Origin of the sequence: Avibacterium sp. 21-594 (assembly GCF_026226815.1) — a bacterium.
GTDB classification, from domain to species: Bacteria; Pseudomonadota; Gammaproteobacteria; order Enterobacterales; family Pasteurellaceae; genus Avibacterium; species Avibacterium avium.
Window position 1 is genome coordinate 143,817 of sequence record NZ_JAKKOC010000001.1, and the last position, 21,192, is coordinate 165,008.

Consider the following 21,192-nt stretch of genomic DNA (forward strand, 5'->3'; position numbering starts at 1 on the left):
CGCTTATTTTACGCTGATTATTACAATCAAGGGAGAAAAAATGTTAAAGATCGCCATTGCCGCAGAATTTGAATTAGCCGAAAAACTGGCTGAGTGTTTAGAACAAAGCCAGCTAGAAATAGACCAGCTATCCGTGGTGGAAATTTTCCCATTTAACGAAGAACAAGGCATTCGTTTTAATAATAAAGCGGTGGAGCAAATTGTGCCAGATGAAGTGGATTGGGCAACTTTCAATTATGTGTTTTTCGCAGGTGAAGTGTCCGCGGCTAGCCATTTAGCGAAAGCCGCAGAAGCAGGCTGCGTGGTGATTGACCTATTCGGGCTTTGTGCCAGTTTACCTGATGTACCACTGGTGATCCCAACGGTTAATGACGCACAATTAGTGGAGTTGCGACAACGTAACATTGTTTCTTTACCTAATCCGCAAGTAACCCAAAGTATTCTGCCATTGAGTGAAATTTTGCAAAATTACCCATTAAAACAAGTGGTTGTCAGCTCGCTTCTGCCTGCTTCTTATATGGGCGATGAAAAAGTGGCGCAACTTGCAGGGCAAACCGCACAACTATTAAATGGTATCCCTTTAGATGAAAATGTTCAGCGCCTAGCCTTTGATGTTTTTCCTGTAAAAAGTGCGAATTTGAGCGCGCAAGTGCAGAAAATTTTCCCACAGCTTGATAATGTGGTGTTCCACCAAATTCAAGTTCCTGTATTTTACGGCCTTGCCCAACAAGTTAGCGCCTTTTTTGATTATGATGTGGCAAGTGAATCCGTAGCAGAAATGTGGCAACAAAATAGCTTGATTGAATATAACCCAGAAAGCCAAATTACCCCTGTAATTAATGGCGAAAATGAAAACGGTGAAAGCGAAGTCAAACTGCACATCAGCAACCTTAATCAACTAGAAAGTGCGGTGGAAAATGGCATCGAATTTTGGTCAGTGGCAGACGAACAACGCTTTAACCTCGCCTTAATGGCAGTGAAATTAGCCGAATTGGTGTATCAATCAGGTTATTGATTTTCTGTTAAATGTTTGTAGCGTTTTTATTTGTTAGATTGGCATTGTTTTCTGATAGAATAGCCCAATTTGAAATTTGGAGAGTAGTGAATGAACAAGATTTCCCCAGAGGCGGAGAAAGTCCGTCAGGCATTGGTGAGTAAAGGGATTGAAACCCCAATGGTGGATACGCAACTGACAAAATCACAACGCCGTGAAGGCATTGAGCAGCATATGCGTGAAGTGATGAAGTTGATCGGTCTGGATTTGCGTGATGATAGCCTTGAGGAAACGCCAGTTCGTTTGGCGAAAATGTTCGTTGATGAAATTTTTAGTGGGCTAGATTATGCCAACTTCCCGAAAATCACTAACATTGAAAATCGAATGAAAGTGAGTGAAATGGTGTTAGTGAATGATGTGACTTTAACCAGCACTTGCGAGCATCATTTTGTAACTATCGATGGAATGGTTTCCGTGGCTTATTATCCGAAAAAATGGGTGATTGGGTTATCAAAAATCAATCGTGTGGTAGCGTTTTTTGCCCAACGTCCGCAGGTGCAAGAGCGCTTAACTGAACAGATTTTATTGGCTTTCCAAACGATTTTAGAAACAGAAGATGTGGCGGTTTATGTAAAAGCCACCCATTTTTGTGTGAAATGCCGCGGAATTAAAGATACAAATAGTTACACGGTAACCTCTGCGTTTGGTGGGGTGTTTCTTGATGATCGTGAAACCAGAAAAGAGTTTTTAACACTTATAAATAAATAATCTAATCAATAGGTTATATGAAAAAAATAGGGCTGAATTTAGCCCTATTTTTATTTACTTATCCAGCTCTTCAATCAAATCATCAATCGCTTTACACAATAAGGTACGATCGTGGCGATAGCTGATGTCGTCAGCACGCAGACGTCTGGCGATGATTTTTAACTGCGGATCGCTATTTTCTGGCATTAAACCGTTTTGTACGATAGCGCCGTCAATAATCTTTTTCCCGACAGTTTCGTTAATCCAATTTATTCGATCTTGTAAAGAAAGCGCTGCGGACGGGCTATGTTCAACCCCAAGATTGTCGATGAAAATCTTCTTCGCTTGGCTGTTTTTTAATGCTTCGATAATTTCAGGGAGCAAAATCGGCGGCATTATGCTGGTGAGAAAACTGCCCGGGCCAAATAGGATCACTTCAGCTTGTTGAATAGCGCAAATAGCTTCAGGCGTGGCGCTGACAAGGGGAACAAGGAAAATAGAGTTAGGCAGTTCGCTCAGCTCATCAATTTCCACTTCACCTACCACGCTAGAGCCAGAAGGCAAGGAAGCAGCAAGATGCACCGCACTTTCTGACATCGGTACAATAAAAGATTTTACGCGCAATAAATCACGGATTAAGTTCACCCCTTCGGTGGGGCGAATTTGCATATTTTCTAAGGCTTTTAGCATTAAATTGCCAAGATTATGCCCCGCGAGTTCTCCACTATTGGCGGAAAAACGGTATTCAAACAGTGCAGAGGCGGTGCTAGGTTCAGTGATAATTTGGTTAAGACAATTGCGTAAATCGCCCCACGCAATGCCACCTTGTTGTTTCCGAATTCTGCCTGTGGAACTACCGTTGTCAGTGGTGGTAACAATGCCCGTTAAGCGTTCTTTCATAAAACTGAGTGCAGACATCACGCGGCCAAGTCCGTGTCCGCCGCCAATAGCTACAATGTGATTTATCTTATCTAAATTTTCGTGCCGACTGTGCGGTGTTAAATCACTCATTGTTTTTCCTTTAAAATGTGAGCGTTATAAGAGAATTAGGGGTAAGTATAAACAAATTTGTTTAAAAGTGCGGTAGAAATTTTGTGAATTTTCGTTATATAGCATTTTATACAATTGATTTATAAGTAAAATATGGCATTTTTTTGATATAGATCCCATTCTAGGTATGGCTAAATTGTTGTTAAGCCCTTAGAATAGGGAAAATTTTCGCATAACTCCGAGCTTGTTCACCTACGTTTTGTTGATTGCAAAATACGGTGGCAATGCCAGCAATGCATTTTGTATTGCTCAGGGATACGCTGGAAACGGCTTATCCTCTCCATTTTAGAAAGGTGTCTAATGCAAAGCATTCCTATACAAATTCCTGTAAAACAGGTGGGGGAAACGCGTCTTATTGATGGGTTTGCCCGCCAATATTATTATTTGCGACTGTCCATTACGGATATGTGCAATTTCCGTTGTAACTATTGTTTACCCAATGGTTATCAGCCAGAAGCCAATAAACCGAGCTTTCTTACCCAAAGTGAAATTATCCGCTTAGTGCGTGCTTTTGCCCATCTTGGTACGGAAAAAATTCGTATCACGGGTGGCGAGCCAACCTTGCGCAAGGATTTTCTTTCTATTGTCGAAAATATTCAGCAAATTGAAGGCATTAAGCAAATAGCCTTGACCACCAATGGTTATCGTATGGCGAAAGACATTGCCGCGTGGAAACAAGCGGGGATTACGTCTGTTAATGTGAGCGTGGATAGCCTTGATGCGAAGATGTTCCAGCGTATTACGGGCGTGGATAAGTTTGCGGAAATTATGCAGGGTATTGATCGTGCCTTTGAAGTGGGGTATCAGAAAGTTAAAGTCAATGCGGTGCTGATGAAAAATCTCAATGATCAGGAATTTGCGGGCTTTTTAGATTGGATAAAAGCTCGTCCAATTCAAATGCGTTTTATTGAGTTAATGCAGACAGGCGAAATGGATCAGTTTTTCCAGCGTTATCATCTATCAGGGCAAATTTTAGCAGAAAAATTACTGGCTTCAGGCTGGCAATTGCAACAGCGCGGTTATTTAGACGGCCCAGCTAAAGTGTTTAAACACCCAGATTATCAAGGTGAAATTGGCTTAATTATGCCTTATGAAAAAAACTTCTGCGCCAGTTGTAATCGTCTGCGAGTTTCTGCCAAAGGAAAACTTCATCTTTGTTTGTTTGGTGAAGAAGGTATCGAATTGCGTGATTTGTTACAAGCGGATAATCAGCAATCTCTTTTAGAATCGCGTATTTTCTCTGCGTTACAGGGTAAGCGAGAACATCACTTTTTACATAATGGTGATAGCGGCGTGCGTAATCATCTTGCCAGCATTGGCGGTTAATCAAGGAATTATAATGACCACATTTACTCATATTAATAATAATGGCGAAGCCAATATGGTGGACGTTTCGGGTAAACAAGAAACTGTGCGTGAAGCAAGAGCAGAAGCGCTGGTTACAATGTCACAATCCACCTTACAAATGATTTTATCAGGGCAACACCACAAAGGCGATGTGTTTGCCACAGCGCGTATTGCGGGCATTCAGGCGGCAAAACGCACTTGGGATTTAATTCCCTTATGCCACCCATTATTGCTTTCAAAAGTGGAAGTATCCTTAACAGCCCTGCCTGAAAGCAATCAAGTACGGATTGAAAGCCTATGCAAATTAAAAGGCAAAACGGGCGTGGAAATGGAAGCGCTTACTGCCGCAAGCGTGGCTGCCTTAACGATTTATGATATGTGCAAGGCGGTACAAAAAGATATTGTGATTGAGCATATTCGCCTTTTAGAAAAGTGCGGTGGAAAATCAGGCCATTTTTTAGCAGGAAAACAGAATGATTAAAGTATTATTTTTTGCCCAAACGCGAGAGCTGATTGGGGTTGATGAAATTGAAATCTCGGGTCAATTTGGCAATGCAGAAGCACTACGCCAACATTTGAGCGCCAAAGGGGAGAAATGGGCATTGGCGTTAGATAAAGAAAAGCTTTTGGTTGCCATTAATCAAACATTGGCTAGCCTTGAAAGTGCGGTGCAAAATGGCGATGAAATTGCCTTTTTCCCACCTGTTACAGGGGGCTAAAATGGCAGAAATTCAAATTGCGGTACAAACTGCCAATTTTGATCAAAATGCGGTTTATCGTTGGGTTTCAGCGCCAAATAGTGTCGGAGCTGCGGTGGTTTTTGTGGGTAAAGTGCGCGAAATGAATTTGGGCGATAGCGTATCCAGTTTATTTTTAGAGCATTATCCTGCGATGACAGAAAAAGCTTTGCGTGAAATTGTTGATGAAGCCTGTACCCGTTGGAACTTATTACGCGTTGCGGTAATTCACCGCGTGGGCTTACTGCATACAGGCGATGAAATTGTGCTAGTCGCAGTGAGTTCTCCTCATCGTGGTGAAGCTTATCAAGCCAATGAATTTATTATGGATTTTCTCAAAAGCAAAGCGCCGTTTTGGAAAAAAGAACAAACAGAAAAGGGCGAGCGTTGGATCGAACATCGAGAAAGTGATCAACAGGCTTTAGAAAGATGGGATATTTAAGCGCATTGTTTTTCAATTCAACAGTGATTTTGCTTTATTTTCCTGCTTTTTTAGTTTATTTTAGCCATCATTTTGTGTAATCAGTGCATTACATTGATTTTGTTAAAATTAAGGAATAACCAATGAAACTCAAGCAAAAAGTGATTCTTGCAGCGATGTTTTCTCTTTCTATAACGGCAACTTCGTCATTTACCTACGCCGATAATAAAGCTAATAATAAGGTAACTGCGCAGCAATTAGAACAGCAGTTTCAGCAAGCAACGCAAGCCTACAGACAAGGGAACTACCATTCTGCATTCAAATTATTCAAACCGCTAGCTGAGCGTGGAAATCCGACTTCGCAATATAATTTGGGGCAAATGTATCTCAATGGGCAAGGCGTAAGACAGGATTTTAGCTTAGCCATTAACTGGTATAAAAAAGCTGCTGAACAGGGATATGCTGATGCGCAATATAATTTAGCTTTGATGTATGAAAATGGGCAAGGTGTTAAACAAGATTACGCAGAAGCAATAAAATGGTATAAAAAAGCTGCTGATCAGAATTATGCAATGGCGCAAACCAACCTAGGTACAATGTATGCGTTAGGCAAAGGGGTTACCGCCGATCTTTCTTTGGCAAAAGATTTAGCTGGGAAAGGTTGTGATAATGGCAACCAAAACGGCTGCGATTTGTATCGAATCTTAAATGAGAAAGGGGTTAAATAATCCGAATTTTCTCAATTCTAATAGATAAATGAAAAGCAAGGTTTAATGCCTTGCTTTTTTGTTTCTTAATGTTTTGTGAATTAATGTTCTCCAAGCGCTTTTTGATTATGAAAAATCACATAAATATGCGGGAGAATTTGGCTGATCATATTCAACTGTTGAATAGGAATTCCCACTTCAGATTGGCTTAGCCTTTCCCCTTGTTGCTCATTGAGCTGTTGTAAGGATTGATGAATATTTTCTTGTAGCTTGTCAAATACAGGCTGAGATAAGGATTCAATATGCTCTAAGGCATAAATCAACTTCTTCGCAATGGGATAATATTCTGCCATAAAATCAATATTTTGCTGAATTTGCTTAATGTGCTTGCGGTATGCGCCAAGAGCGGAAATGTAGCTTAACAAGGAATAATTCAGTTTTAGCATTTCAAAGCCTTCTTGTAAGTGATCTTTATATTTTTCTGGATCACTGTTCATATTTGACATCGTGGCGCTAAGTGCGGTGGCATATTCGTGCGCTTTTCGCCGTGCGATGCGATATTGCAAGCTATCGCATTTGCCAAATTGTAACTGGCTGATGATATACAACAAATATTTGCCGTCACTTTGAATGGCTTGATGAATCACTTTGTTGAGCTGTAAATATTTCCAATCTGGCCACAAATAAGACACGGCAACCCACGCAATAAATGAGCCAGCCAAGGTATCAATTAAGCGTGAATAAAGGGCCGAGTGAATATCAATCCCGATAATATTAAAGCTAATTAGCACCTGTAAGGTGATGAAAAAAGTGGAAAAGCTGTAATTATTACTGCGGAAAAAGAAGAACAAGGTACTAGTGGCAACCACCAAGCCCATTTGTAATTCCAGAGTAGGCTGTGCATAAGGCAATAATGAACCAATAATCACCCCTAAAATGGTGCCGATAATACGCTGTTTTAAACGTAATTTAGTGGCGGCATAATTCGGCTGGCACACAAAAACCGCGGTGAGCAAAATCCAATAACCGCGCGAAAGCTGTAAAAATTCTACGATGGTACAGCATACAAAAACCACAATAGAAAGCCTTACGGCGTGGCGGAAAAGCTGTGAATCAAAACTTAAATGGCTACGAATAGTGAGCCAAATGTTTTTGAAACCTTTTACATCGCTGTCATCGTGAATTTTGACCCAACGATGATGTGTTTCAGAAGATTCAGGTGTTTGCCCTAAATGGCGTAATTGCCAATCCACCCCTTGTAAATTATTAATTAAGGTTTTGATCGCCGTGTTTTGCGTATCATCTTGATGAGTTTGCGCATAGTGTTCAAAGGATTGATTTACCCCAGTGATGGCTCGTTCTAAGCGCGCATTGTAACTGTAATGGGTGTTTTGCTGCAGACTTTGCGCAAAATCACGACAAGCCTGCGCCTGTAATTCTAAAAGGCGTTGGATACGGAAAATTAAATCCGTATTTTTAAGTTGCTGAGTTAAAACTTGATAATCAAAATAACTGGAATTGGCGCGTTCGTGAATATCTTGCGCCGCAAAATAATAGTTGATCATTTGCGTGGTGCGAGTGTGGCGATATTGTCCACGAATACGATAAAACAGAGCAGTGCGGCACGCATTAAAAGCATTAATCAGCTGACTATTTTTCATTGCAAGGGTAATTTGCTTGCTTTCTAGTTGATCAATATCATCAGGATCAAAAAACAAGGATTTTGCTTCTAAATATTCCGCCAACGCCACAAAAGATTTCGCTACTGCATCTTGCACGGGGCGGTTGGGAAAAAACAGATAAACCACAATTGCGGTAATGCTATATAGTAATGTGCCTAATAAAATTAATAGGGAATTGAGATACCACAGGGTTTCAGGCTGATAGGTGAGGGTGGTGTAAAGGGCAACCACCAGTGTGCCAAAAGAAATGGTGTTGTAACGTTGTCCCACTGCGCCAATCATCGTAAAAATGAAAGTGATGACCGTCATTAACAGAGTGAACGCAATGCCATTGCCGAGCGTGAGCTGTACGCTAAGGGTGGACACCGAAAAGGCCAGTAGGGTATAAAAAATATTTTTTAACCGCCCAGTTAAGCGGTTATCTAAATCTGCCAGACCGCCCGCGATAATGCCGAGTACCAACGGCATACTTTGCTGCGAAATATCCAATAACCACACGGAAAAAGCCGCAATATTGACAGCAATAAAAACAGGAATGGTGGCGATAACTTTAGCATTCAGCCAGTTATTGATTGTCATTTTTATACCTTAAATTGCGTAAAAATCTGAGTTATTTTAACCGCTCTTTTAAATAATTGGCATAATCTGGTACGCGAATTTCCACCTTTTGATTAAATAATTGACTTTGCACCAGAAAATCCGCACTGGCCATATTCATCGCAACAGGAATATTCCACACCGTAGCAATACGCATTAAGGCTTTGACATCAGGATCGTGTGGCACAGCATTCATTGGATCCCAAAAGAAAATCAGCACATCAATTTTTTGTTCCGCAATTAATGCACCAAGTTGTTGATCGCCGCCCATTGGGCCACTTAATAATGGAGTGATGGGTAAATCGGTTTCCGCTTGGATTAAATTGCCCGTTGTGCCAGTGCCATAAAGCGTATGGGCAGAAAGTAAAGTGCGGTGCTTTTTACACCAATTTATTAAATCTTGTTTACAGTGATCGTGAGCAACCAAGGCAATATGTTTGCTTTCTGCAAGCTGGCGAGTAGTATTTTGCATTTTTCCTCCAGATAGCAAAAAGTGAGCATAAAGCCCACTTTTTCTTAATCAATCATTCGCGATTATTTTTGTTTTTTCGCCCAGTTCAAGAAACGTGCTTGCGTTTCTTTGTCAGCTTGTTGGAACCAATATTGTAATTGTTGTTCCACCACATTTTCACCTTGTACGGTAATTTTGCCTTTTTGTGCTTTTGCTGCCGCAGGAATTGCTGCAGGCATTGCGGTTGTCGCAAAAGAAGCCACAGACGCAACCGCACCAGAAGCATTATATTCAGAAAGATTATCAATTAAATTCAAACCAGGTAAAAAACCTTCGCCTTTTAATTGATCTTGTTTGAATGGAACATTTTTGCCTGATACTGTTTTTAAACTAATGCTTGGAGATTCGTTATAAGCATTGGCTTCTCTTTCTGTTTCAATATGCGGTGCGGAGATAACTAAATCTTCAGACGTACCTTGGAAAGTAACAATAATTGGTGTTGATTCAAATAAAGTGCGGTCAGAACCACCAACACGAACCACTTCACTTACACGCACCACAACTTGGTGAGGCTGGGTGTCATTCACTTGGAATGAATTATTCGATTTTAACAAGGATTTATTGGCTTTTTGCCCGTCAATCGCAAGAAAATCAACATTTGATGAGCTAGTTACTACCCCAGCAAAACTTGCTGTACTAGCAAATAACGCCGTAGCAGCGAGTGCAACAACACGAAATTTCATAGTTACTCCTTAAAGTGGTTATGCGTAATTTAATGCAATTAAATATATGGTGATATGCTATGCTAATTTACTCAAAATGAAAATAAAAAATTGCAAATTTGCTCAATTATTTTTGTTATCTTTATGAAATAAAGAGAATTTTTACAAAATATGGAAATAAATCGTGAACTGCCTCACAAATTTGCATTTACCTATTTGCGGGTAGGATTAAGATATAGTATTTTGCAAGACATAATAAGTGCTATCGAAATAGCCAGTTTGTCATATTTTGCTTTCCGAGTAGCGCCTCAGAAGAGGCGCTTTCTTTTTATCTTCAATTTTTACCAGTCTACTTTGATTAATTTCATCTCATCACTATACCAAGGCAAGGTGAGCGTGGTTTCGCCATAGGCATAAGGAAACAACGCATAAGGCGGATAGACAAAATTTAAGCCATTTTGATCGAAGTAGAATTCGGGTGAAATATAGAAATCCGCTTTATCGGCATAAATATCTCCTTGATTTTCAGGAAGTGCGGTATAAATTTTCCATAATATTTCGGAGAGTGCAGGCTGATCTTTTTTATCAATCAAATCATCTAGTGAAAGAACTGCCTGTTTTTCCACATCAATATTGAGATAACGGCCTACTTGCAGCCCGTGCGCGCCACCTGAATAAGTGTAAATATCTTTACGGAATACCACCCAATTATTCTTTTGCCCAACATAACTCAGATGTACCGCAAATTCAGCGCCCCAATTTCCATCTGCCTTTATGCTTTGTATTCCTTCTTGATGAATTTTTGCAAAAAGCTGTTCTAAATCCTGCTTAGACGGACTGGCTTTAGGTTTAATGTCAGCGTTGGCAGGCTGTGTATAATTCAATTTAAAATAACTTAAACCATCTTCATATTGATTCGCGATTAAAAGTTGATTAAGCCACGGCACTTGCGTTTCTGGCACATTCACAAAGGTGGTGATCTGAGCGTCAATTTTATCACCACTTTCTAGCTCAAGTGGCAAGGTTTCGTGCTTATTAAAAATAGGGGTATCTTCTACACGAAGTGCGGGAAAATTTTGCGAGATTTTTTCGCTAGCTTGAACTTGCGGTTTTTCCGCGTTTTTGTTTTGCTCATTACAGGCAGAAAGTCCAAATGCGGCAACAATGAGCAAGGGAAGAAGTGTTTTTTTCATTTTCGGTTCCTTATCCAAAAATTAGATTGAAACAGCGGAATTATATACCAAGTTTTATATTTTGTTTGCACAAATATTTCGCTATAATTGACCGCACTTTGATGCAAAACAAAAGATTATGAAGTTACAAGCCAATAATAAAACCCTTTCCCTAGCTCAACCCCAAATTATGGGGATTTTAAATTTCACGCCAGATTCTTTTTCGGATAGCGGTTTGTTTTTTGACCGTGATAAAGCCTTATTCCAAGTGGAAAAAATGCTTAATGAAGGGGCTTCCATTATCGACATTGGCGGTGAATCCACGCGCCCAATGGCAGAAGAAGTCAGCCTTGAGCAAGAATTAGATCGCGTTGTGCCAATGGTGGAAGCTGTGAGAAAACGCTTCGATTGTTGGATTTCCGTGGATACTTCTAAGGCGCAAGTAATGGCGGAAAGTGCCAAAGTTGGAATGGATTTCATTAATGATATTCGTGCTTTAACTGAACCCAATGCGCTACAAACCGCCGTGCAATTAGCCTTGCCCACCTGCATAATGCATATGCAAGGGCAGCCACGCACAATGCAACAAAATCCTCATTATGAAAATGTGGTGCAAGAGGTGCTAAATTTTCTCGAAAATCGCACCGCACTTTGTTTAGCAGCGGGAATGAAAAAGGAAAATATTATTTGGGATCTGGGTTTTGGCTTTGGTAAAACCGTGCAACATAATTATCAATTATTGCAACAGCTAGCAAAATTTACCCAAGATTATCCTGTATTGGCAGGCATCTCGCGTAAATCAATGATTGGCGCCGTGTTAGATAAACCTGTTGATGAACGTATTGTGGGCAGTGTTGCCGCCGCATTAATTGCGGTGATAAATGGTGCGAAAATTGTGCGTGTACACGATGTTGCGTCCACCGCTGACGCATTAAAAATTTGGCAAGCCACGCAAATGGCATAATAACGTCAATCAACGTAATGATTTTTAACGATAAAACATAAAAAAGGAATACAAATGGCAGAACGCAAATATTTCGGCACTGATGGTGTGCGTGGAAAAGTAGGCACTTCACCAATTACCCCTGATTTCGTCCTTAAACTCGGTTGGGCAGCAGGAAAGGTGCTAGCAACACAGGGTTATGGTACGGTATTAATTGGTAAAGATACCCGCATTTCGGGTTATATGTTGGAATCTGCCCTTGAGGCAGGTTTAGCCGCAGCAGGGCTTTCAGCCGCCTTTACTGGGCCAATGCCAACCCCTGCCATTGCCTATTTAACCCGCACTTTCCGAGCGGAAGCGGGCATTGTGATTTCTGCTTCTCATAACCCTTATTACGATAACGGAATCAAATTTTTCTCCACGCAAGGTACGAAACTACCTGATGATGTGGAAGAAGCCATTGAAGCAATGTTAGAACAGCCAATGGATTGTGTGGAATCCGCACAACTTGGGCGTGCTAGCCGTATTAACGATGCGGCAGGGCGTTATATTGAATTTTGTAAAAGCACCTTCCCAGCTCATTTAAGCCTAGAAAATTACAAAATTGTGGTGGACTGTGCGAACGGCGCAACCTACCATATTGCCCCGAATGTAATGCGTGAATTAGGCGCAGAAGTGATCGAAATTGGCACGCAGCCAAATGGAATGAACATCAATGAAAAATGCGGTGCGACCGACATTAAAGCCTTACAAGACAAAGTGTTAGAAACCAAAGCCGATATTGGTTTAGCTTATGACGGCGATGGCGACCGCTTAATCTTAGTGGATCACCTTGGTAATAAAGTGGACGGCGACCAAGCTTTATTTATCATCGCCCGTGAAGCCTTGCGTGCAGGCAAATTAAAAGGCGGCGTGGTTGGCACATTAATGAGTAATATGCGCCTTGAACTTGCCTTAAAAGAATTAGCGATTCCGTTCGTGCGTGCTAATGTGGGCGATCGTTATGTGTTAGAAAAAATGCAAGAAAATGGCTGGCAGCTTGGCGGTGAAAACTCAGGGCATATCATTATTGCTGATAAAAATACCACAGGGGACGGCATTATCGCTTCCCTTGCGGTGTTAGCGGCAATGGTAGAACATCGCTTATCCCTTAATGAATTAGCCAGTGCGGTGCAATTATTTCCACAAGTGTTAATTAATGTTCGTTTCGCAGGCGGCAGCAATCCATTAGAAAGCGAACAAGTGAAAGCCGTAGCTGCAGAAGTGGAAAAACGCTTAGCTGGCAAAGGGCGTATTTTATTAAGAAAATCAGGCACCGAGCCGTTAATTCGTGTAATGGTGGAATGCGAAGACGGTGCGCTTGCACAACAATGTGCAGAAGAAATCGCTGAAGCGGTGCGTGCAAACTAAATAAATTGAAAAGTGCGGTGTAAAAGAAGCGAGTTTTTCGCTTCTTTTCTTCCCATTAATTCGGTGCTTTTCATTAAAAATAGAGTAGTGATATGAAAATTTTTGTAATGCGACACGGCGAGGCGCAGACCATCGCCCCATCAGACAGTGCAAGACCGCTCACAGAAAATGGTAAACAGCAATCTTATCAGCAAGGGCAATGGTTACATTCTATTAATGCCGAATTTGATAAAGTGCTGGTCAGCCCTTATCTGCGTGCGCAACAAACCTTTGAACAAGTTAATTTAGCGTTCCAAAATCAACTACAAACGAAGTTAGAAACCTGGGACGGCATCACGCCTTATGGCGATGCAGGTTTGGTGCGAGATTATTTGACGGTTTTGGCGCAAGATGGGGTAGAAAGCTTGCTGATTATTTCTCATTTACCTTTGGTAGGTGATATTGTGCGCGAATTGTGCGGTCGAAATCCTGCAAATTTTTATCCTGCAGTTATTGTTGAAATTGAAACTGATGACAACATAACCCATAACAAAGTGGTACAAGCTCAATCACCTCTTAGGTAAAATAATTGACATTTTTCTATCTAACCTTTACCTTATGTCATTGATTGTTATTTAAATAAAGGAGCATTTATGCAATCTCGTTTAATCGTTGAAGACAGCCGTCAAGAATCGGTGCTGGCCACAAACAAAGTGTTACGCAACACTTATTTCTTATTGGCATTAACCTTAACTTTTTCTGCGGTTGTTGCTTATGTGGCAATGACATTAAATGTTGCCCCATTACATTTTGGTGTGTTATTGGTGGGCTTTTATGGCTTGTTATTTTTAAATAGCGCCTTAGAAAACAGTGCGTGGGGAATTCTTTCCACTTTCGCATTAACCGGTTTTATCGGCTATTCTTTAGGGCCAGTATTAAATATGTATATTGGCGCAGGTTTAGGTGATTTAATCGCTCTTGCCCTTGGCGGCACGGCAGCAGTATTCTTTGCCTGTTCTTTCTATGTCCTCAGCACGAAAAAAGATATGTCATTCCTTTCAGGTATGATGTTTACCTTGTTTATCGTGCTTGTGGTAGGAATGATCGCCAGCTTCTTCTTTAAAATGCCTGCATTCTATGTGGCGTTAAGCTCATTATTTATCGTGTTCTCTAGTATGGGCATTTTATATCAAACCAGCAGCATCATTCACGGCGGCGAAACTAACTATATTCGCGCCACAGTAAGCCTTTATGTGTCTATTTATAATATCTTTGTGAGTTTATTAAACTTGCTTGGTATTTTACGCAATGATTAATTATTGCTTTAATTGGTAAATTCAGCGCCCCTTTTTAGGGGCGTTTTTGTATAATTAAAAAGATGAATAAGGAAACAACAATGCTCAATATTAACGATACGATTATTGAAACCGATAACGAAGGCTATTTGTTGGATTTAACACAATGGACGCCCGAAGTAGCACAGGCTATTGCAGAAAAAGAAGGGCTGAGCTTAACCGAAGCTCATTGGGAAGTGATTCATTTTGTGCGTGATTTTTATCAGGAATACAACACTTCGCCGGCGATCAGAATGTTGGTGAAAGCAATGGCCCAAAAATTAGGTGAAGATAAGGGTAACAGCCGTTATTTACAACGTTTATTCCCAGAAGGGCCAGCCAAGCAGGCGACAAAATTGGCTGGACTGCCAAAGCCAGCAAAATGCCTGTAATTTGAGAACCATTCGCATTTACTTGTTCAAAATTACGCTTTATAATAAGAAAAACCATTCATTTTAAGGGGATTTATGTTGAAACAGTTCGCTACCATCGCGCTTTCTGCCGCAATGTTGTTTAGCGGTGCAAGCTATGCTAAATTCAAAGTGGTTACCACCTTTACCATTATTCAAGATATGGCGCAAAATATTGCTGGTGATGCCGCCAGCGTGGAATCCATCACCAAAGCAGGCGCAGAAATTCACGGCTATGAGCCAACGCCAAAAGATATTGTTAAAGCGCAGTCGGCAGATCTTGTGCTATGGAACGGGTTAAACTTAGAACGTTGGTTTGAGCGTTTTTTCCAGAATGTAAAAGATAAACCCGCGGTCGTGGTTACCTCAGGCATTCAGCCGATTTTTATTGCAGAAAATGGCGAGAAAAAAATCCCTAATCCCCACGCGTGGATGTCGCCAAGTAACGCATTAATTTATGTAGAAAATATCAAAAATGCGCTGATCAAATATGATCCGCAAAATGCCGAAACTTATCGCCAAAATGCAGAAAATTACGCCAAAAAGATCCGCACTTTAGATAGCACACTTCGCCCTAAATTGGATAAAATTCCCCAAGCACAGCGCTGGCTTGCCACTTCTGAAGGGGCATTTAGTTATTTAGCGCAAGATTATGGGTTTAATGAAGTTTATCTTTGGGCGGTGAATGCAGAACAACAAGGCACGCCACAGCAAGTGCGTAAAATGATTGATTTAATTCGCCAACATCAGATTCCGGTGATTTTCAGTGAAAGCACCATTTCGCCAAAGCCTGCGCAACAAGTGGCGAAAGAAAGCCAAATTCATTATGGCGGGGTGCTTTATGTGGATTCCCTTTCCAACGCCAAAGGGCCAGTTCCCACTTATTTAGATTTGCTTAACACTACGATTACCACCATTATTGAAGGATTTGAAAATGCCCAATAATCAGCCCACCATTGAAGTACAGGACGTAACAGTTCGTTATAACAACGGACATACCGCCATTCATAATGTGTCTTTTCAGCTACAAGGCGGCACAACCTGTGCTTTAGTGGGGGTGAATGGCAGTGGAAAATCCACTTTATTCAAAAGTTTAATGGGCTTGGTAAAACCGCAACAAGGGCAAGTGTTGCTGTGCGATCAGCCGATTAAGAAAGCGTTAAAGCAAAATTTAATCGCTTATGTACCACAAAGTGAAGAAGTGGATTGGCAATTTCCCGTATCCGTTTACGATGTGGTGATGATGGGGCGTTATGGCTATATGAATTTTCTCAGAATTCCCACCGCACTTGATAAACAAGAAGTTCAGCTGGCAATGGAACGATTAAATATCGCGCACCTTACACAGCGTCAAATTGGCGAGCTTTCTGGTGGACAGAAAAAACGCGTGTTTCTGGCTCGCGCGCTGGCACAAAAAAGTAAAATTATTCTGCTTGATGAACCTTTCACCGGCGTTGATGTGCAAACGGAAGCAGCGATTATGGATTTGCTTGCCAACTTGCGTGAAGAGGGCTATTTAATTTTAGTTTCGACCCATAATTTAGGCGCAGTGCCAGATTATTGTGATCAAGTGATTATGATTAATCGCACCGTGCTTGCGCAGGGTAGCACCGCCACCACCTTTACTCAGCAAAATTTAGAGCAAGTTTTCGGTGGCGTGCTGCGTAACGTGAAACTAAGCGGGCGTGATTTGCACGATGATGAAGACGAGCGCACCGTAACGGTGCTGACCGATGACGAACTGCCTGCCGTATTTTACGGACAAACGAAAAACGATCCGCCTGCGCCAATCGTGCGTGATTGTAATCTGGAAGATTGCCCCTGTCGCACTGACAAAGAGAACAGCCAATGATCGCCTTATTATTAGAACCTTTCCAGTATGATTATATGATTAACGCCTTTGTGTTAAGCGCAATGGTGGGCGGTATTTGTGCTTTTTTATCCGCTTACTTAATGCTGAAAGGCTGGTCATTGATTGGTGATGCGCTTTCTCATTCGGTTGTCCCCGGTGTTGCTATTGCTTATGCCTTTTCTTTTCCTTATGTGATTGGTGCATTTTTTTCGGGAATTTTAGCCGCACTTTCTATTCTCTGGGTGAAATCCTTGTCCAATTTACGCCAAGATGCGGTGATCGGTTTTATTTTTACCACCTTTTTTGCCCTCGGATTGTTTATTATTTCCCTTAATCCCACCGCCATTAATGTGCAAGATATTGTATTAGGCAACATTCTAGGCATTTCAACGGAAGATATTTGGCAAGTGGCCATCATTATCGGCATTTGTTTTGTGCTATTACTGATTTTTTGGAAAGATCTGTTATTAGTTTTTTTTGATGAAATGCAAGCTTCCGCTGTGGGATTGTCGCCGCTTCATTACAAAATATTATTTTTCACCTTATTAAGCGCTTGTGTGGTGGCAGCTTTGCAAACCGTTGGCGCAATTTTAGTGATTGCAATGGTTATCACGCCGGGGGCAACGGCATATTTGCTCACAGATCGCTTTAAAACCTTAGTTATGATTGCTGTGAGCCTCGGCATAAGCAGTAGTGTACTTGGTGTGTACATCAGCTATTATTTAGACGGCGCAACAGGCGGATTAATTGTCTGTTTTCAGACCGCACTTTTCTTGAGCGCGTTTTTCCTTTCCCCAAAATACGGTATTTTACGCCATAAGCGCGCCGCTAATAAGGAGCAACATAATGAGCTGGGTTGATTTCGCGAATTGGTGGTTTGAGCCGCTCAGTTATCCCTTTATGCAAAATGCCTTGTTTATAGCGTTAATCATTGCAGTGATTTGTGCCGTGCTTTCTTGTTTCTTGATTTTAAAAGGCTGGTCGCTAATGGGTGATGCCATTTCCCATTCGGTTTTACCGGGCATCGTGTTAGCTTATGTGGCGAGTATTCCTTTAGTCATCGGTGCGCTAGTTTCAGGCTTGCTGTGCGCCTTTGGGATTGGCTATTTAAAATCCCACAGCCGAATTAAGGAAGACACCGTAATGGGGATTATGTTTTCCGGAATGTTCGCGCTAGGGCTTGTATTATTCAGCAAAGTGGAAACAGAGCAGCACTTAACGCATATTTTATTCGGTAACTTATTAGGCATCACACCGCAAGAATTAATCCAAACACTGATTATCGCCGCCCTTGTTTTGCTGATTATCTTACTGAAAAAACAAGATTTTCTGCTTTTCTGTTTTGATCCCAATCACGCGCGCGTTATCGGACTTGCGGTAACAACATTGCATTATGGCTTACTGTTTTTGCTCGCTCTAACCATTATCAGCACAATGCAAGTGGTGGGCATTATCTTAGTAACTGCAATGCTGATTTCCCCAGGAATCACAGCTTATGTGTTGAGTAAGAATTTCAACAAAATGCTTTTGATCGCCACTGCAACTGCCACAAGCAGCAGTTTTTTAGGCATCATTTTGAGTTATCATCTTGATGCTGCCACTGGCCCAACGATTATTTTGTTGCAAGCGCTGTGTTTTGTGCTAGCTTTGGGCTATCGTAAACTTCGTCCCATCAAATAAGGTAGGCCACCGATGAAAACAACGCTAAGCACCAATGCACTGTATATTTTGCTGATGGGGCTTGGCTTCCCGATTTTACGCGTGATGAGCCTGCATTTTGACACTTTCAATAACAATGCCGTGCGTTTTTTATCAGGCGGTATTCTGTTTATCCTGATCTGCGCATTCAAATTTAGAAGCACCTTATTTGAGATTTTCAAACAGCCACGCTTGTTGCTCACCTTGCTTTTACTGGGCGTTTTTATGGCAGGGAATATGTATTTCTTTATTAACGGATTAAGGCTCACGTCCGCCCTTTCTGGCAGTATTTTTGGCATTCTGGCTATGCCTTTAGGGATTGCCATCGCGGCGATTTTTTTCGCTGATGAACGGCAAAAAGTGAAACAGCGTGGTTTTTATTTGGGATCGTTGCTTGCCATTATTGGCTCGTTTATTTTTGTCTTGAATGGCAATCAGCACGGGGGCGATCAGCAATTTGTTCTTGGCGCCGTGTTTTTATTTTTAGGCATTTTTATTCAATCCCTACAAAATTTATTAGTGAAAAGTGCGGTGCAAAAATTGCCCGTTTTTGTCATTAGTGCGTCCACCGCCACAATTGCGGGGCTGATTTTCTTAGCGCTTGCCCTATATTCTGGCAAAATTACCGAACTTCAACACACCCCAAGGCCAATGCTCAGCGCCCTTGCTTTAGCAGGTATTTATGGAATGGCAACGGGAATGTTGTTTGCTTTTTATATTGTACAAAAACAAGGTATTGTAACCTTTAATTTACTCCAGTTGCTCGTGCCGATTTCTACTGCCATCATTGGTTATTATACCTTAGGGGAACGGATTAACCTTGCCCAAGCCTTAGGGGCAAGTGTTGTATTAATCGGCTGTCTGATTGCGTTAAATCGAAGCAAAGCGTAATCTTAAATGATAGATTAAGTACGGCGCACAGAAAAATCCTGGAAATTCTCATTATCAGGATAGTCTTCCATCATCACTTGTTTTACCACCGCACTGGGTGAGCCGCGCTGCAACCATTGATAAAGCTGGGCTAATTGTTCTTCCGAGCCTTTAGCAATCACTAAGACGCTTCCGTCCGAAAGATTTTTTACCCAGCCCGTTAGCCCAATTTTGCAGGATTCTTTCCAAGTGAAATAGCGAAAACCCACGCCTTGCACACGGCCATAAACGGCAAATTTTTTGACTTTCATTTTGATTAGCTATTCTTACCAAAATATTTGATTAAATCTGCTTTACGCAGGGCAAACACGCCCAGTCCACCATTTTTTAATTCAACCCATTCAAATGGCACATTTGGGAATTGTTCAATTAAATGCACCATACTATTTCCCACTTCACAAACAAGCACGCCATCATCAGCGAGATAATCTGCCGCAGATTGCAAAATGCGTTTGGTAATATCTAAGCCATCATCGCCCGAGCCTAATGCCATTTCTGGCTCGTAATGATATTCTTCTGGCATATCATCAAGATCTTCCTGATCCACATAAGGCGGATTGGTAACAATTAAATCGTATTTATCCTGTGGAATCGCATTAAATAAATCCGATTGCATTGGGAAAACTCGATCGGAAAGCTGATATTTCATAATATTGATTTCTGCCACATCAAGGGCATCAGTAGATAAATCAATGGCATCAACTTCTGCATCAGGAAACGCCATTGCGCAAGCAATCGCAATGCAACCACTGCCTGTGCATAAATCCATAATGCGTTTTGGCTGCTTGGTGAGTAATCCTGCGAATTTTTCTTCAATTAATGCACTGATCGGCGAACGTGGAATAATCACCCGTTCGTCCACATAAAATTCCAATCCACAAAACCACGCACTGCGGGTCAAATAAGCCACTGGAATTCGTTTTTCCAAGCGTTCTTTAATAAGAGTGATTAAGTGCAATTTTTCATCTTGTGTCAGGCGCGCATCATACATTTCAGCAGGGAAGTCACAAGGCAGATCTAAGGCAGCAAAAACCAGCTGCTGCGCTTCGTCCCAAGGATTATCATAACCGTGGCCATAATATAATTCAGAACGGTTAAAAGTGCTGTAAGTCCAGCGTAGAAAATCTTTAATACTATAAAGCTCATTAAGTGCGGTGAAAAAAATGTCTGTTTTTCCTTCATTATTTGTTGATTGTGTGAATGTTGGCGAAGGAAAATCATTTGCTAAAGTCATTGTTGAATGTTCCTGTTTTATAATAGAATAACGGGCTATTTATAGCACAAACTGATACAGCAATTAAGTTTAATTTTACTTCCATAATGAAAATGTTAGATGATGACGATTTAGCGCTCTTTCGTGATGCAGTAAAAGGCACAAAACCTTTGACGCAAAATGAATTTGTTGCCCCACAAAAAACCTATAAACAGAAGCAACAAATTCGCGAACAACGAGAAAAAGAAGACACACTTTTTTTCTTTTCTGATGAATATGAACCCTTGCTCAATGAAGACGGACCAGTTAAATATTTGCGTGAAGGGGAAGATAGTTATCTGCTAAAACAATTGCGCCGTGGCGATTTTTCACCCGAATTATTTTTAGATTTACACGGTTTAACTAAAGAGAAAGCAAAGTTAGAGTTAGCTAGCTTGATTCAAGCCTGTGAGAAAGAAAATATCTATTGTGCCAGTATAATGACAGGATATGGAACTTATACATTAAAACGGCAAATTCCTAAATGGTTGGTTCAGCATCCAAAGGTTCGCGCTCTGCATCAAGCACCTAAGGAATGGGGTGGAGAAGCGGCAATTTTGATTTTATTAGAGGTTTAAATAAAACCATACAAAAAGAGCGGTGAAAAAATCAGGAATTTTTCACCGCTCTTTGCTTTTATTTCAACCTAAAAATTCACGTCTTTAGTGTAGCATAATACCCATATCGATATAACTCACGATACTACCAGTATTTTTAGCTTGTTTTTTGAACGTTTTTAGCGGGAGTATACTCCCTG

25 protein-coding genes and 1 riboswitch are annotated in these 21,192 nt (G+C 41.1%); of the genes, 18 read left to right on the forward strand and 7 right to left on the reverse strand.

The features are described from left to right. Nucleotides 1–40: 40 nt before the first annotated feature. Both L5B76_RS00695 and folE read left to right on the forward strand, forming a co-directional pair. Nucleotides 41–1,015, forward strand: a complete 975-nt coding sequence (locus tag L5B76_RS00695; RefSeq protein WP_265753851.1) for an oxidoreductase — start codon at nucleotides 41–43, stop codon at nucleotides 1,013–1,015. A 90-nt stretch (nucleotides 1,016–1,105) separates the two neighbouring features. Continuing rightward, nucleotides 1,106–1,762, forward strand: coding sequence for a GTP cyclohydrolase I FolE (folE, locus tag L5B76_RS00700; protein ID WP_115249604.1), 657 nt, complete (start codon nucleotides 1,106–1,108; stop codon nucleotides 1,760–1,762). 54 nt (nucleotides 1,763–1,816) lie between these two features. Here the strand turns inward: folE and L5B76_RS00705 are convergent, their stop codons facing one another. Continuing rightward, the gene (locus tag L5B76_RS00705; RefSeq protein ID WP_103855729.1) at nucleotides 1,817–2,752 is read right to left on the reverse strand and encodes a gluconeogenesis factor YvcK family protein; all 936 of its coding nucleotides are present in this window, start codon (nucleotides 2,750–2,752) and stop codon (nucleotides 1,817–1,819) included. Between the two features lie 203 nt (nucleotides 2,753–2,955). Next, nucleotides 2,956–3,103, forward strand: a riboswitch (molybdenum cofactor riboswitch). Here L5B76_RS00705 and moaA point away from each other — a divergent pair. The 5 genes from moaA to L5B76_RS00730 all read left to right on the forward strand — a co-directional run bounded on the left by moaA (nucleotide 3,092) and on the right by L5B76_RS00730 (nucleotide 6,024). Next, nucleotides 3,092–4,117: a GTP 3',8-cyclase MoaA gene (gene moaA, locus L5B76_RS00710; RefSeq protein ID WP_265753852.1), complete on the forward strand. Its 1,026-nt coding sequence runs from the start codon at nucleotides 3,092–3,094 to the stop codon at nucleotides 4,115–4,117. It overlaps the preceding riboswitch by 12 nt. Nucleotides 4,118–4,130: 13 nt before the next feature. After that, a complete protein-coding gene (moaC, locus tag L5B76_RS00715; RefSeq protein ID WP_265753853.1) occupies nucleotides 4,131–4,619 on the forward strand; it encodes a cyclic pyranopterin monophosphate synthase MoaC in 489 nt (162 codons plus the stop codon). Further along, on the forward strand, nucleotides 4,612–4,857 hold the full coding sequence (moaD, locus tag L5B76_RS00720) for a molybdopterin synthase sulfur carrier subunit (protein WP_265753854.1): 246 nt from the start codon (nucleotides 4,612–4,614) through the stop codon (nucleotides 4,855–4,857). Before moaC ends, moaD begins: the two co-directional genes overlap by 8 nt. A gap of 1 nt (nucleotide 4,858) precedes the next feature. Continuing rightward, nucleotides 4,859–5,317, forward strand: a complete 459-nt coding sequence (gene moaE / locus L5B76_RS00725) for a molybdopterin synthase catalytic subunit MoaE (RefSeq protein WP_194751947.1) — start codon at nucleotides 4,859–4,861, stop codon at nucleotides 5,315–5,317. A gap of 122 nt (nucleotides 5,318–5,439) precedes the next feature. Next, complete coding sequence (locus L5B76_RS00730) at nucleotides 5,440–6,024, forward strand: tetratricopeptide repeat protein (protein ID WP_115249609.1); 585 nt, start codon at nucleotides 5,440–5,442, stop codon at nucleotides 6,022–6,024. 80 nt (nucleotides 6,025–6,104) lie between these two features. Here the strand turns inward: L5B76_RS00730 and yccS are convergent, their stop codons facing one another. From yccS to L5B76_RS00750, 4 genes are all read right to left on the reverse strand, one after another. Beyond that, a complete protein-coding gene (yccS, locus tag L5B76_RS00735) occupies nucleotides 6,105–8,258 on the reverse strand; it encodes a YccS family putative transporter (protein WP_265755499.1) in 2,154 nt (717 codons plus the stop codon). A 37-nt stretch (nucleotides 8,259–8,295) separates the two neighbouring features. After that, nucleotides 8,296–8,754 carry a methylglyoxal synthase gene (gene mgsA / locus L5B76_RS00740; protein WP_115249610.1) on the reverse strand — a complete coding sequence of 153 codons (459 nt, stop codon included), beginning with the start codon at nucleotides 8,752–8,754 and terminating at the stop codon, nucleotides 8,296–8,298. A gap of 62 nt (nucleotides 8,755–8,816) precedes the next feature. Continuing rightward, nucleotides 8,817–9,476, reverse strand: a complete 660-nt coding sequence (locus L5B76_RS00745; RefSeq protein ID WP_115249611.1) for a curli polymerization inhibitor CsgI-related protein — start codon at nucleotides 9,474–9,476, stop codon at nucleotides 8,817–8,819. 320 nt (nucleotides 9,477–9,796) lie between these two features. Then, on the reverse strand, nucleotides 9,797–10,648 hold the full coding sequence (locus L5B76_RS00750; RefSeq protein ID WP_265753855.1) for an RsiV family protein: 852 nt from the start codon (nucleotides 10,646–10,648) through the stop codon (nucleotides 9,797–9,799). A 118-nt stretch (nucleotides 10,649–10,766) separates the two neighbouring features. Here L5B76_RS00750 and folP point away from each other — a divergent pair, with 118 nt between their 5' ends. The 10 genes from folP (at nucleotide 10,767) to L5B76_RS00800 (ending at nucleotide 19,144) form a co-directional block, all read left to right on the forward strand. Next, nucleotides 10,767–11,591, forward strand: a complete 825-nt coding sequence (gene folP / locus L5B76_RS00755) for a dihydropteroate synthase (protein WP_265753856.1) — start codon at nucleotides 10,767–10,769, stop codon at nucleotides 11,589–11,591. Nucleotides 11,592–11,645: 54 nt separating this feature from the next. Continuing rightward, entirely contained in the window at nucleotides 11,646–12,980 is a 1,335-nt protein-coding gene (gene glmM / locus L5B76_RS00760; protein ID WP_265753857.1) for a phosphoglucosamine mutase, read from the forward strand. Nucleotides 12,981–13,072: 92 nt separating this feature from the next. Further along, nucleotides 13,073–13,543 (forward strand): phosphohistidine phosphatase SixA, encoded by a 471-nt coding sequence (gene sixA / locus L5B76_RS00765; RefSeq protein WP_265753858.1) that lies wholly within the window; start codon nucleotides 13,073–13,075, stop codon nucleotides 13,541–13,543. A 69-nt stretch (nucleotides 13,544–13,612) separates the two neighbouring features. After that, nucleotides 13,613–14,275 carry a Bax inhibitor-1/YccA family protein gene (locus L5B76_RS00770; protein ID WP_103852869.1) on the forward strand — a complete coding sequence of 221 codons (663 nt, stop codon included), beginning with the start codon at nucleotides 13,613–13,615 and terminating at the stop codon, nucleotides 14,273–14,275. 80 nt (nucleotides 14,276–14,355) lie between these two features. Next, nucleotides 14,356–14,685 (forward strand): TusE/DsrC/DsvC family sulfur relay protein, encoded by a 330-nt coding sequence (locus L5B76_RS00775; protein ID WP_265753859.1) that lies wholly within the window; start codon nucleotides 14,356–14,358, stop codon nucleotides 14,683–14,685. Between the two features lie 75 nt (nucleotides 14,686–14,760). Next, nucleotides 14,761–15,648 carry a metal ABC transporter substrate-binding protein gene (locus L5B76_RS00780; RefSeq protein ID WP_265753860.1) on the forward strand — a complete coding sequence of 296 codons (888 nt, stop codon included), beginning with the start codon at nucleotides 14,761–14,763 and terminating at the stop codon, nucleotides 15,646–15,648. Beyond that, the gene (locus L5B76_RS00785; RefSeq protein WP_265753861.1) at nucleotides 15,638–16,555 is read left to right on the forward strand and encodes an ATP-binding cassette domain-containing protein; all 918 of its coding nucleotides are present in this window, start codon (nucleotides 15,638–15,640) and stop codon (nucleotides 16,553–16,555) included. Before L5B76_RS00780 ends, L5B76_RS00785 begins: the two co-directional genes overlap by 11 nt. Next, a complete protein-coding gene (locus L5B76_RS00790; RefSeq protein WP_265753862.1) occupies nucleotides 16,552–17,415 on the forward strand; it encodes a metal ABC transporter permease in 864 nt (287 codons plus the stop codon). The genes L5B76_RS00785 and L5B76_RS00790 overlap by 4 nt, the downstream gene beginning before the upstream one ends. Then, nucleotides 17,402–18,235 carry a metal ABC transporter permease gene (locus L5B76_RS00795; protein WP_265753863.1) on the forward strand — a complete coding sequence of 278 codons (834 nt, stop codon included), beginning with the start codon at nucleotides 17,402–17,404 and terminating at the stop codon, nucleotides 18,233–18,235. Before L5B76_RS00790 ends, L5B76_RS00795 begins: the two co-directional genes overlap by 14 nt. Before the next feature lie 12 nt (nucleotides 18,236–18,247). After that, complete coding sequence (locus L5B76_RS00800) at nucleotides 18,248–19,144, forward strand: DMT family transporter (protein ID WP_265753864.1); 897 nt, start codon at nucleotides 18,248–18,250, stop codon at nucleotides 19,142–19,144. A gap of 14 nt (nucleotides 19,145–19,158) precedes the next feature. Here L5B76_RS00800 and L5B76_RS00805 read toward each other — a convergent pair whose 3' ends face one another. Together L5B76_RS00805 and prmB are read right to left on the reverse strand one after the other, a co-directional pair. Further along, nucleotides 19,159–19,434 carry an acylphosphatase gene (locus L5B76_RS00805; RefSeq protein ID WP_265753865.1) on the reverse strand — a complete coding sequence of 92 codons (276 nt, stop codon included), beginning with the start codon at nucleotides 19,432–19,434 and terminating at the stop codon, nucleotides 19,159–19,161. Between the two features lie 5 nt (nucleotides 19,435–19,439). Then, nucleotides 19,440–20,417 (reverse strand): 50S ribosomal protein L3 N(5)-glutamine methyltransferase, encoded by a 978-nt coding sequence (gene prmB / locus L5B76_RS00810; RefSeq protein WP_265753866.1) that lies wholly within the window; start codon nucleotides 20,415–20,417, stop codon nucleotides 19,440–19,442. A gap of 92 nt (nucleotides 20,418–20,509) precedes the next feature. On the opposite strand from prmB, the gene smrB reads away from it, so the two are divergent. Further along, nucleotides 20,510–21,013 (forward strand): endonuclease SmrB, encoded by a 504-nt coding sequence (gene smrB, locus L5B76_RS00815; protein WP_265753867.1) that lies wholly within the window; start codon nucleotides 20,510–20,512, stop codon nucleotides 21,011–21,013. Nucleotides 21,014–21,192 lie beyond the last annotated feature (179 nt).

What these genes read in the sequence shown, in the direction of transcription:
- L5B76_RS00695 (WP_265753851.1), top strand. Translation starts at nt 41, where the DNA reads ATGTTAAAGATCGCCATTGCCGCAGAATTTGAATTAGCCGAAAAACTG.
- folE (WP_115249604.1), top strand. Translation starts at nt 1,106, where the DNA reads ATGAACAAGATTTCCCCAGAGGCGGAGAAAGTCCGTCAGGCATTGGTG.
- L5B76_RS00705 (WP_103855729.1), bottom strand. Translation starts at nt 2,752, where the DNA reads ATGAGTGATTTAACACCGCACAGTCGGCACGAAAATTTAGATAAGATA.
- moaA (WP_265753852.1), top strand. Translation starts at nt 3,092, where the DNA reads ATGCAAAGCATTCCTATACAAATTCCTGTAAAACAGGTGGGGGAAACG.
- moaC (WP_265753853.1), top strand. Translation starts at nt 4,131, where the DNA reads ATGACCACATTTACTCATATTAATAATAATGGCGAAGCCAATATGGTG.
- moaD (WP_265753854.1), top strand. Translation starts at nt 4,612, where the DNA reads ATGATTAAAGTATTATTTTTTGCCCAAACGCGAGAGCTGATTGGGGTT.
- moaE (WP_194751947.1), top strand. Translation starts at nt 4,859, where the DNA reads ATGGCAGAAATTCAAATTGCGGTACAAACTGCCAATTTTGATCAAAAT.
- L5B76_RS00730 (WP_115249609.1), top strand. Translation starts at nt 5,440, where the DNA reads ATGAAACTCAAGCAAAAAGTGATTCTTGCAGCGATGTTTTCTCTTTCT.
- mgsA (WP_115249610.1), bottom strand. Translation starts at nt 8,754, where the DNA reads ATGCAAAATACTACTCGCCAGCTTGCAGAAAGCAAACATATTGCCTTG.
- L5B76_RS00745 (WP_115249611.1), bottom strand. Translation starts at nt 9,476, where the DNA reads ATGAAATTTCGTGTTGTTGCACTCGCTGCTACGGCGTTATTTGCTAGT.
- L5B76_RS00750 (WP_265753855.1), bottom strand. Translation starts at nt 10,648, where the DNA reads ATGAAAAAAACACTTCTTCCCTTGCTCATTGTTGCCGCATTTGGACTT.
- folP (WP_265753856.1), top strand. Translation starts at nt 10,767, where the DNA reads ATGAAGTTACAAGCCAATAATAAAACCCTTTCCCTAGCTCAACCCCAA.
- glmM (WP_265753857.1), top strand. Translation starts at nt 11,646, where the DNA reads ATGGCAGAACGCAAATATTTCGGCACTGATGGTGTGCGTGGAAAAGTA.
- sixA (WP_265753858.1), top strand. Translation starts at nt 13,073, where the DNA reads ATGAAAATTTTTGTAATGCGACACGGCGAGGCGCAGACCATCGCCCCA.
- L5B76_RS00770 (WP_103852869.1), top strand. Translation starts at nt 13,613, where the DNA reads ATGCAATCTCGTTTAATCGTTGAAGACAGCCGTCAAGAATCGGTGCTG.
- L5B76_RS00775 (WP_265753859.1), top strand. Translation starts at nt 14,356, where the DNA reads ATGCTCAATATTAACGATACGATTATTGAAACCGATAACGAAGGCTAT.
- L5B76_RS00780 (WP_265753860.1), top strand. Translation starts at nt 14,761, where the DNA reads ATGTTGAAACAGTTCGCTACCATCGCGCTTTCTGCCGCAATGTTGTTT.
- L5B76_RS00785 (WP_265753861.1), top strand. Translation starts at nt 15,638, where the DNA reads ATGCCCAATAATCAGCCCACCATTGAAGTACAGGACGTAACAGTTCGT.
- L5B76_RS00790 (WP_265753862.1), top strand. Translation starts at nt 16,552, where the DNA reads ATGATCGCCTTATTATTAGAACCTTTCCAGTATGATTATATGATTAAC.
- L5B76_RS00795 (WP_265753863.1), top strand. Translation starts at nt 17,402, where the DNA reads ATGAGCTGGGTTGATTTCGCGAATTGGTGGTTTGAGCCGCTCAGTTAT.
- L5B76_RS00800 (WP_265753864.1), top strand. Translation starts at nt 18,248, where the DNA reads ATGAAAACAACGCTAAGCACCAATGCACTGTATATTTTGCTGATGGGG.
- L5B76_RS00805 (WP_265753865.1), bottom strand. Translation starts at nt 19,434, where the DNA reads ATGAAAGTCAAAAAATTTGCCGTTTATGGCCGTGTGCAAGGCGTGGGT.
- prmB (WP_265753866.1), bottom strand. Translation starts at nt 20,417, where the DNA reads ATGACTTTAGCAAATGATTTTCCTTCGCCAACATTCACACAATCAACA.
- smrB (WP_265753867.1), top strand. Translation starts at nt 20,510, where the DNA reads ATGTTAGATGATGACGATTTAGCGCTCTTTCGTGATGCAGTAAAAGGC.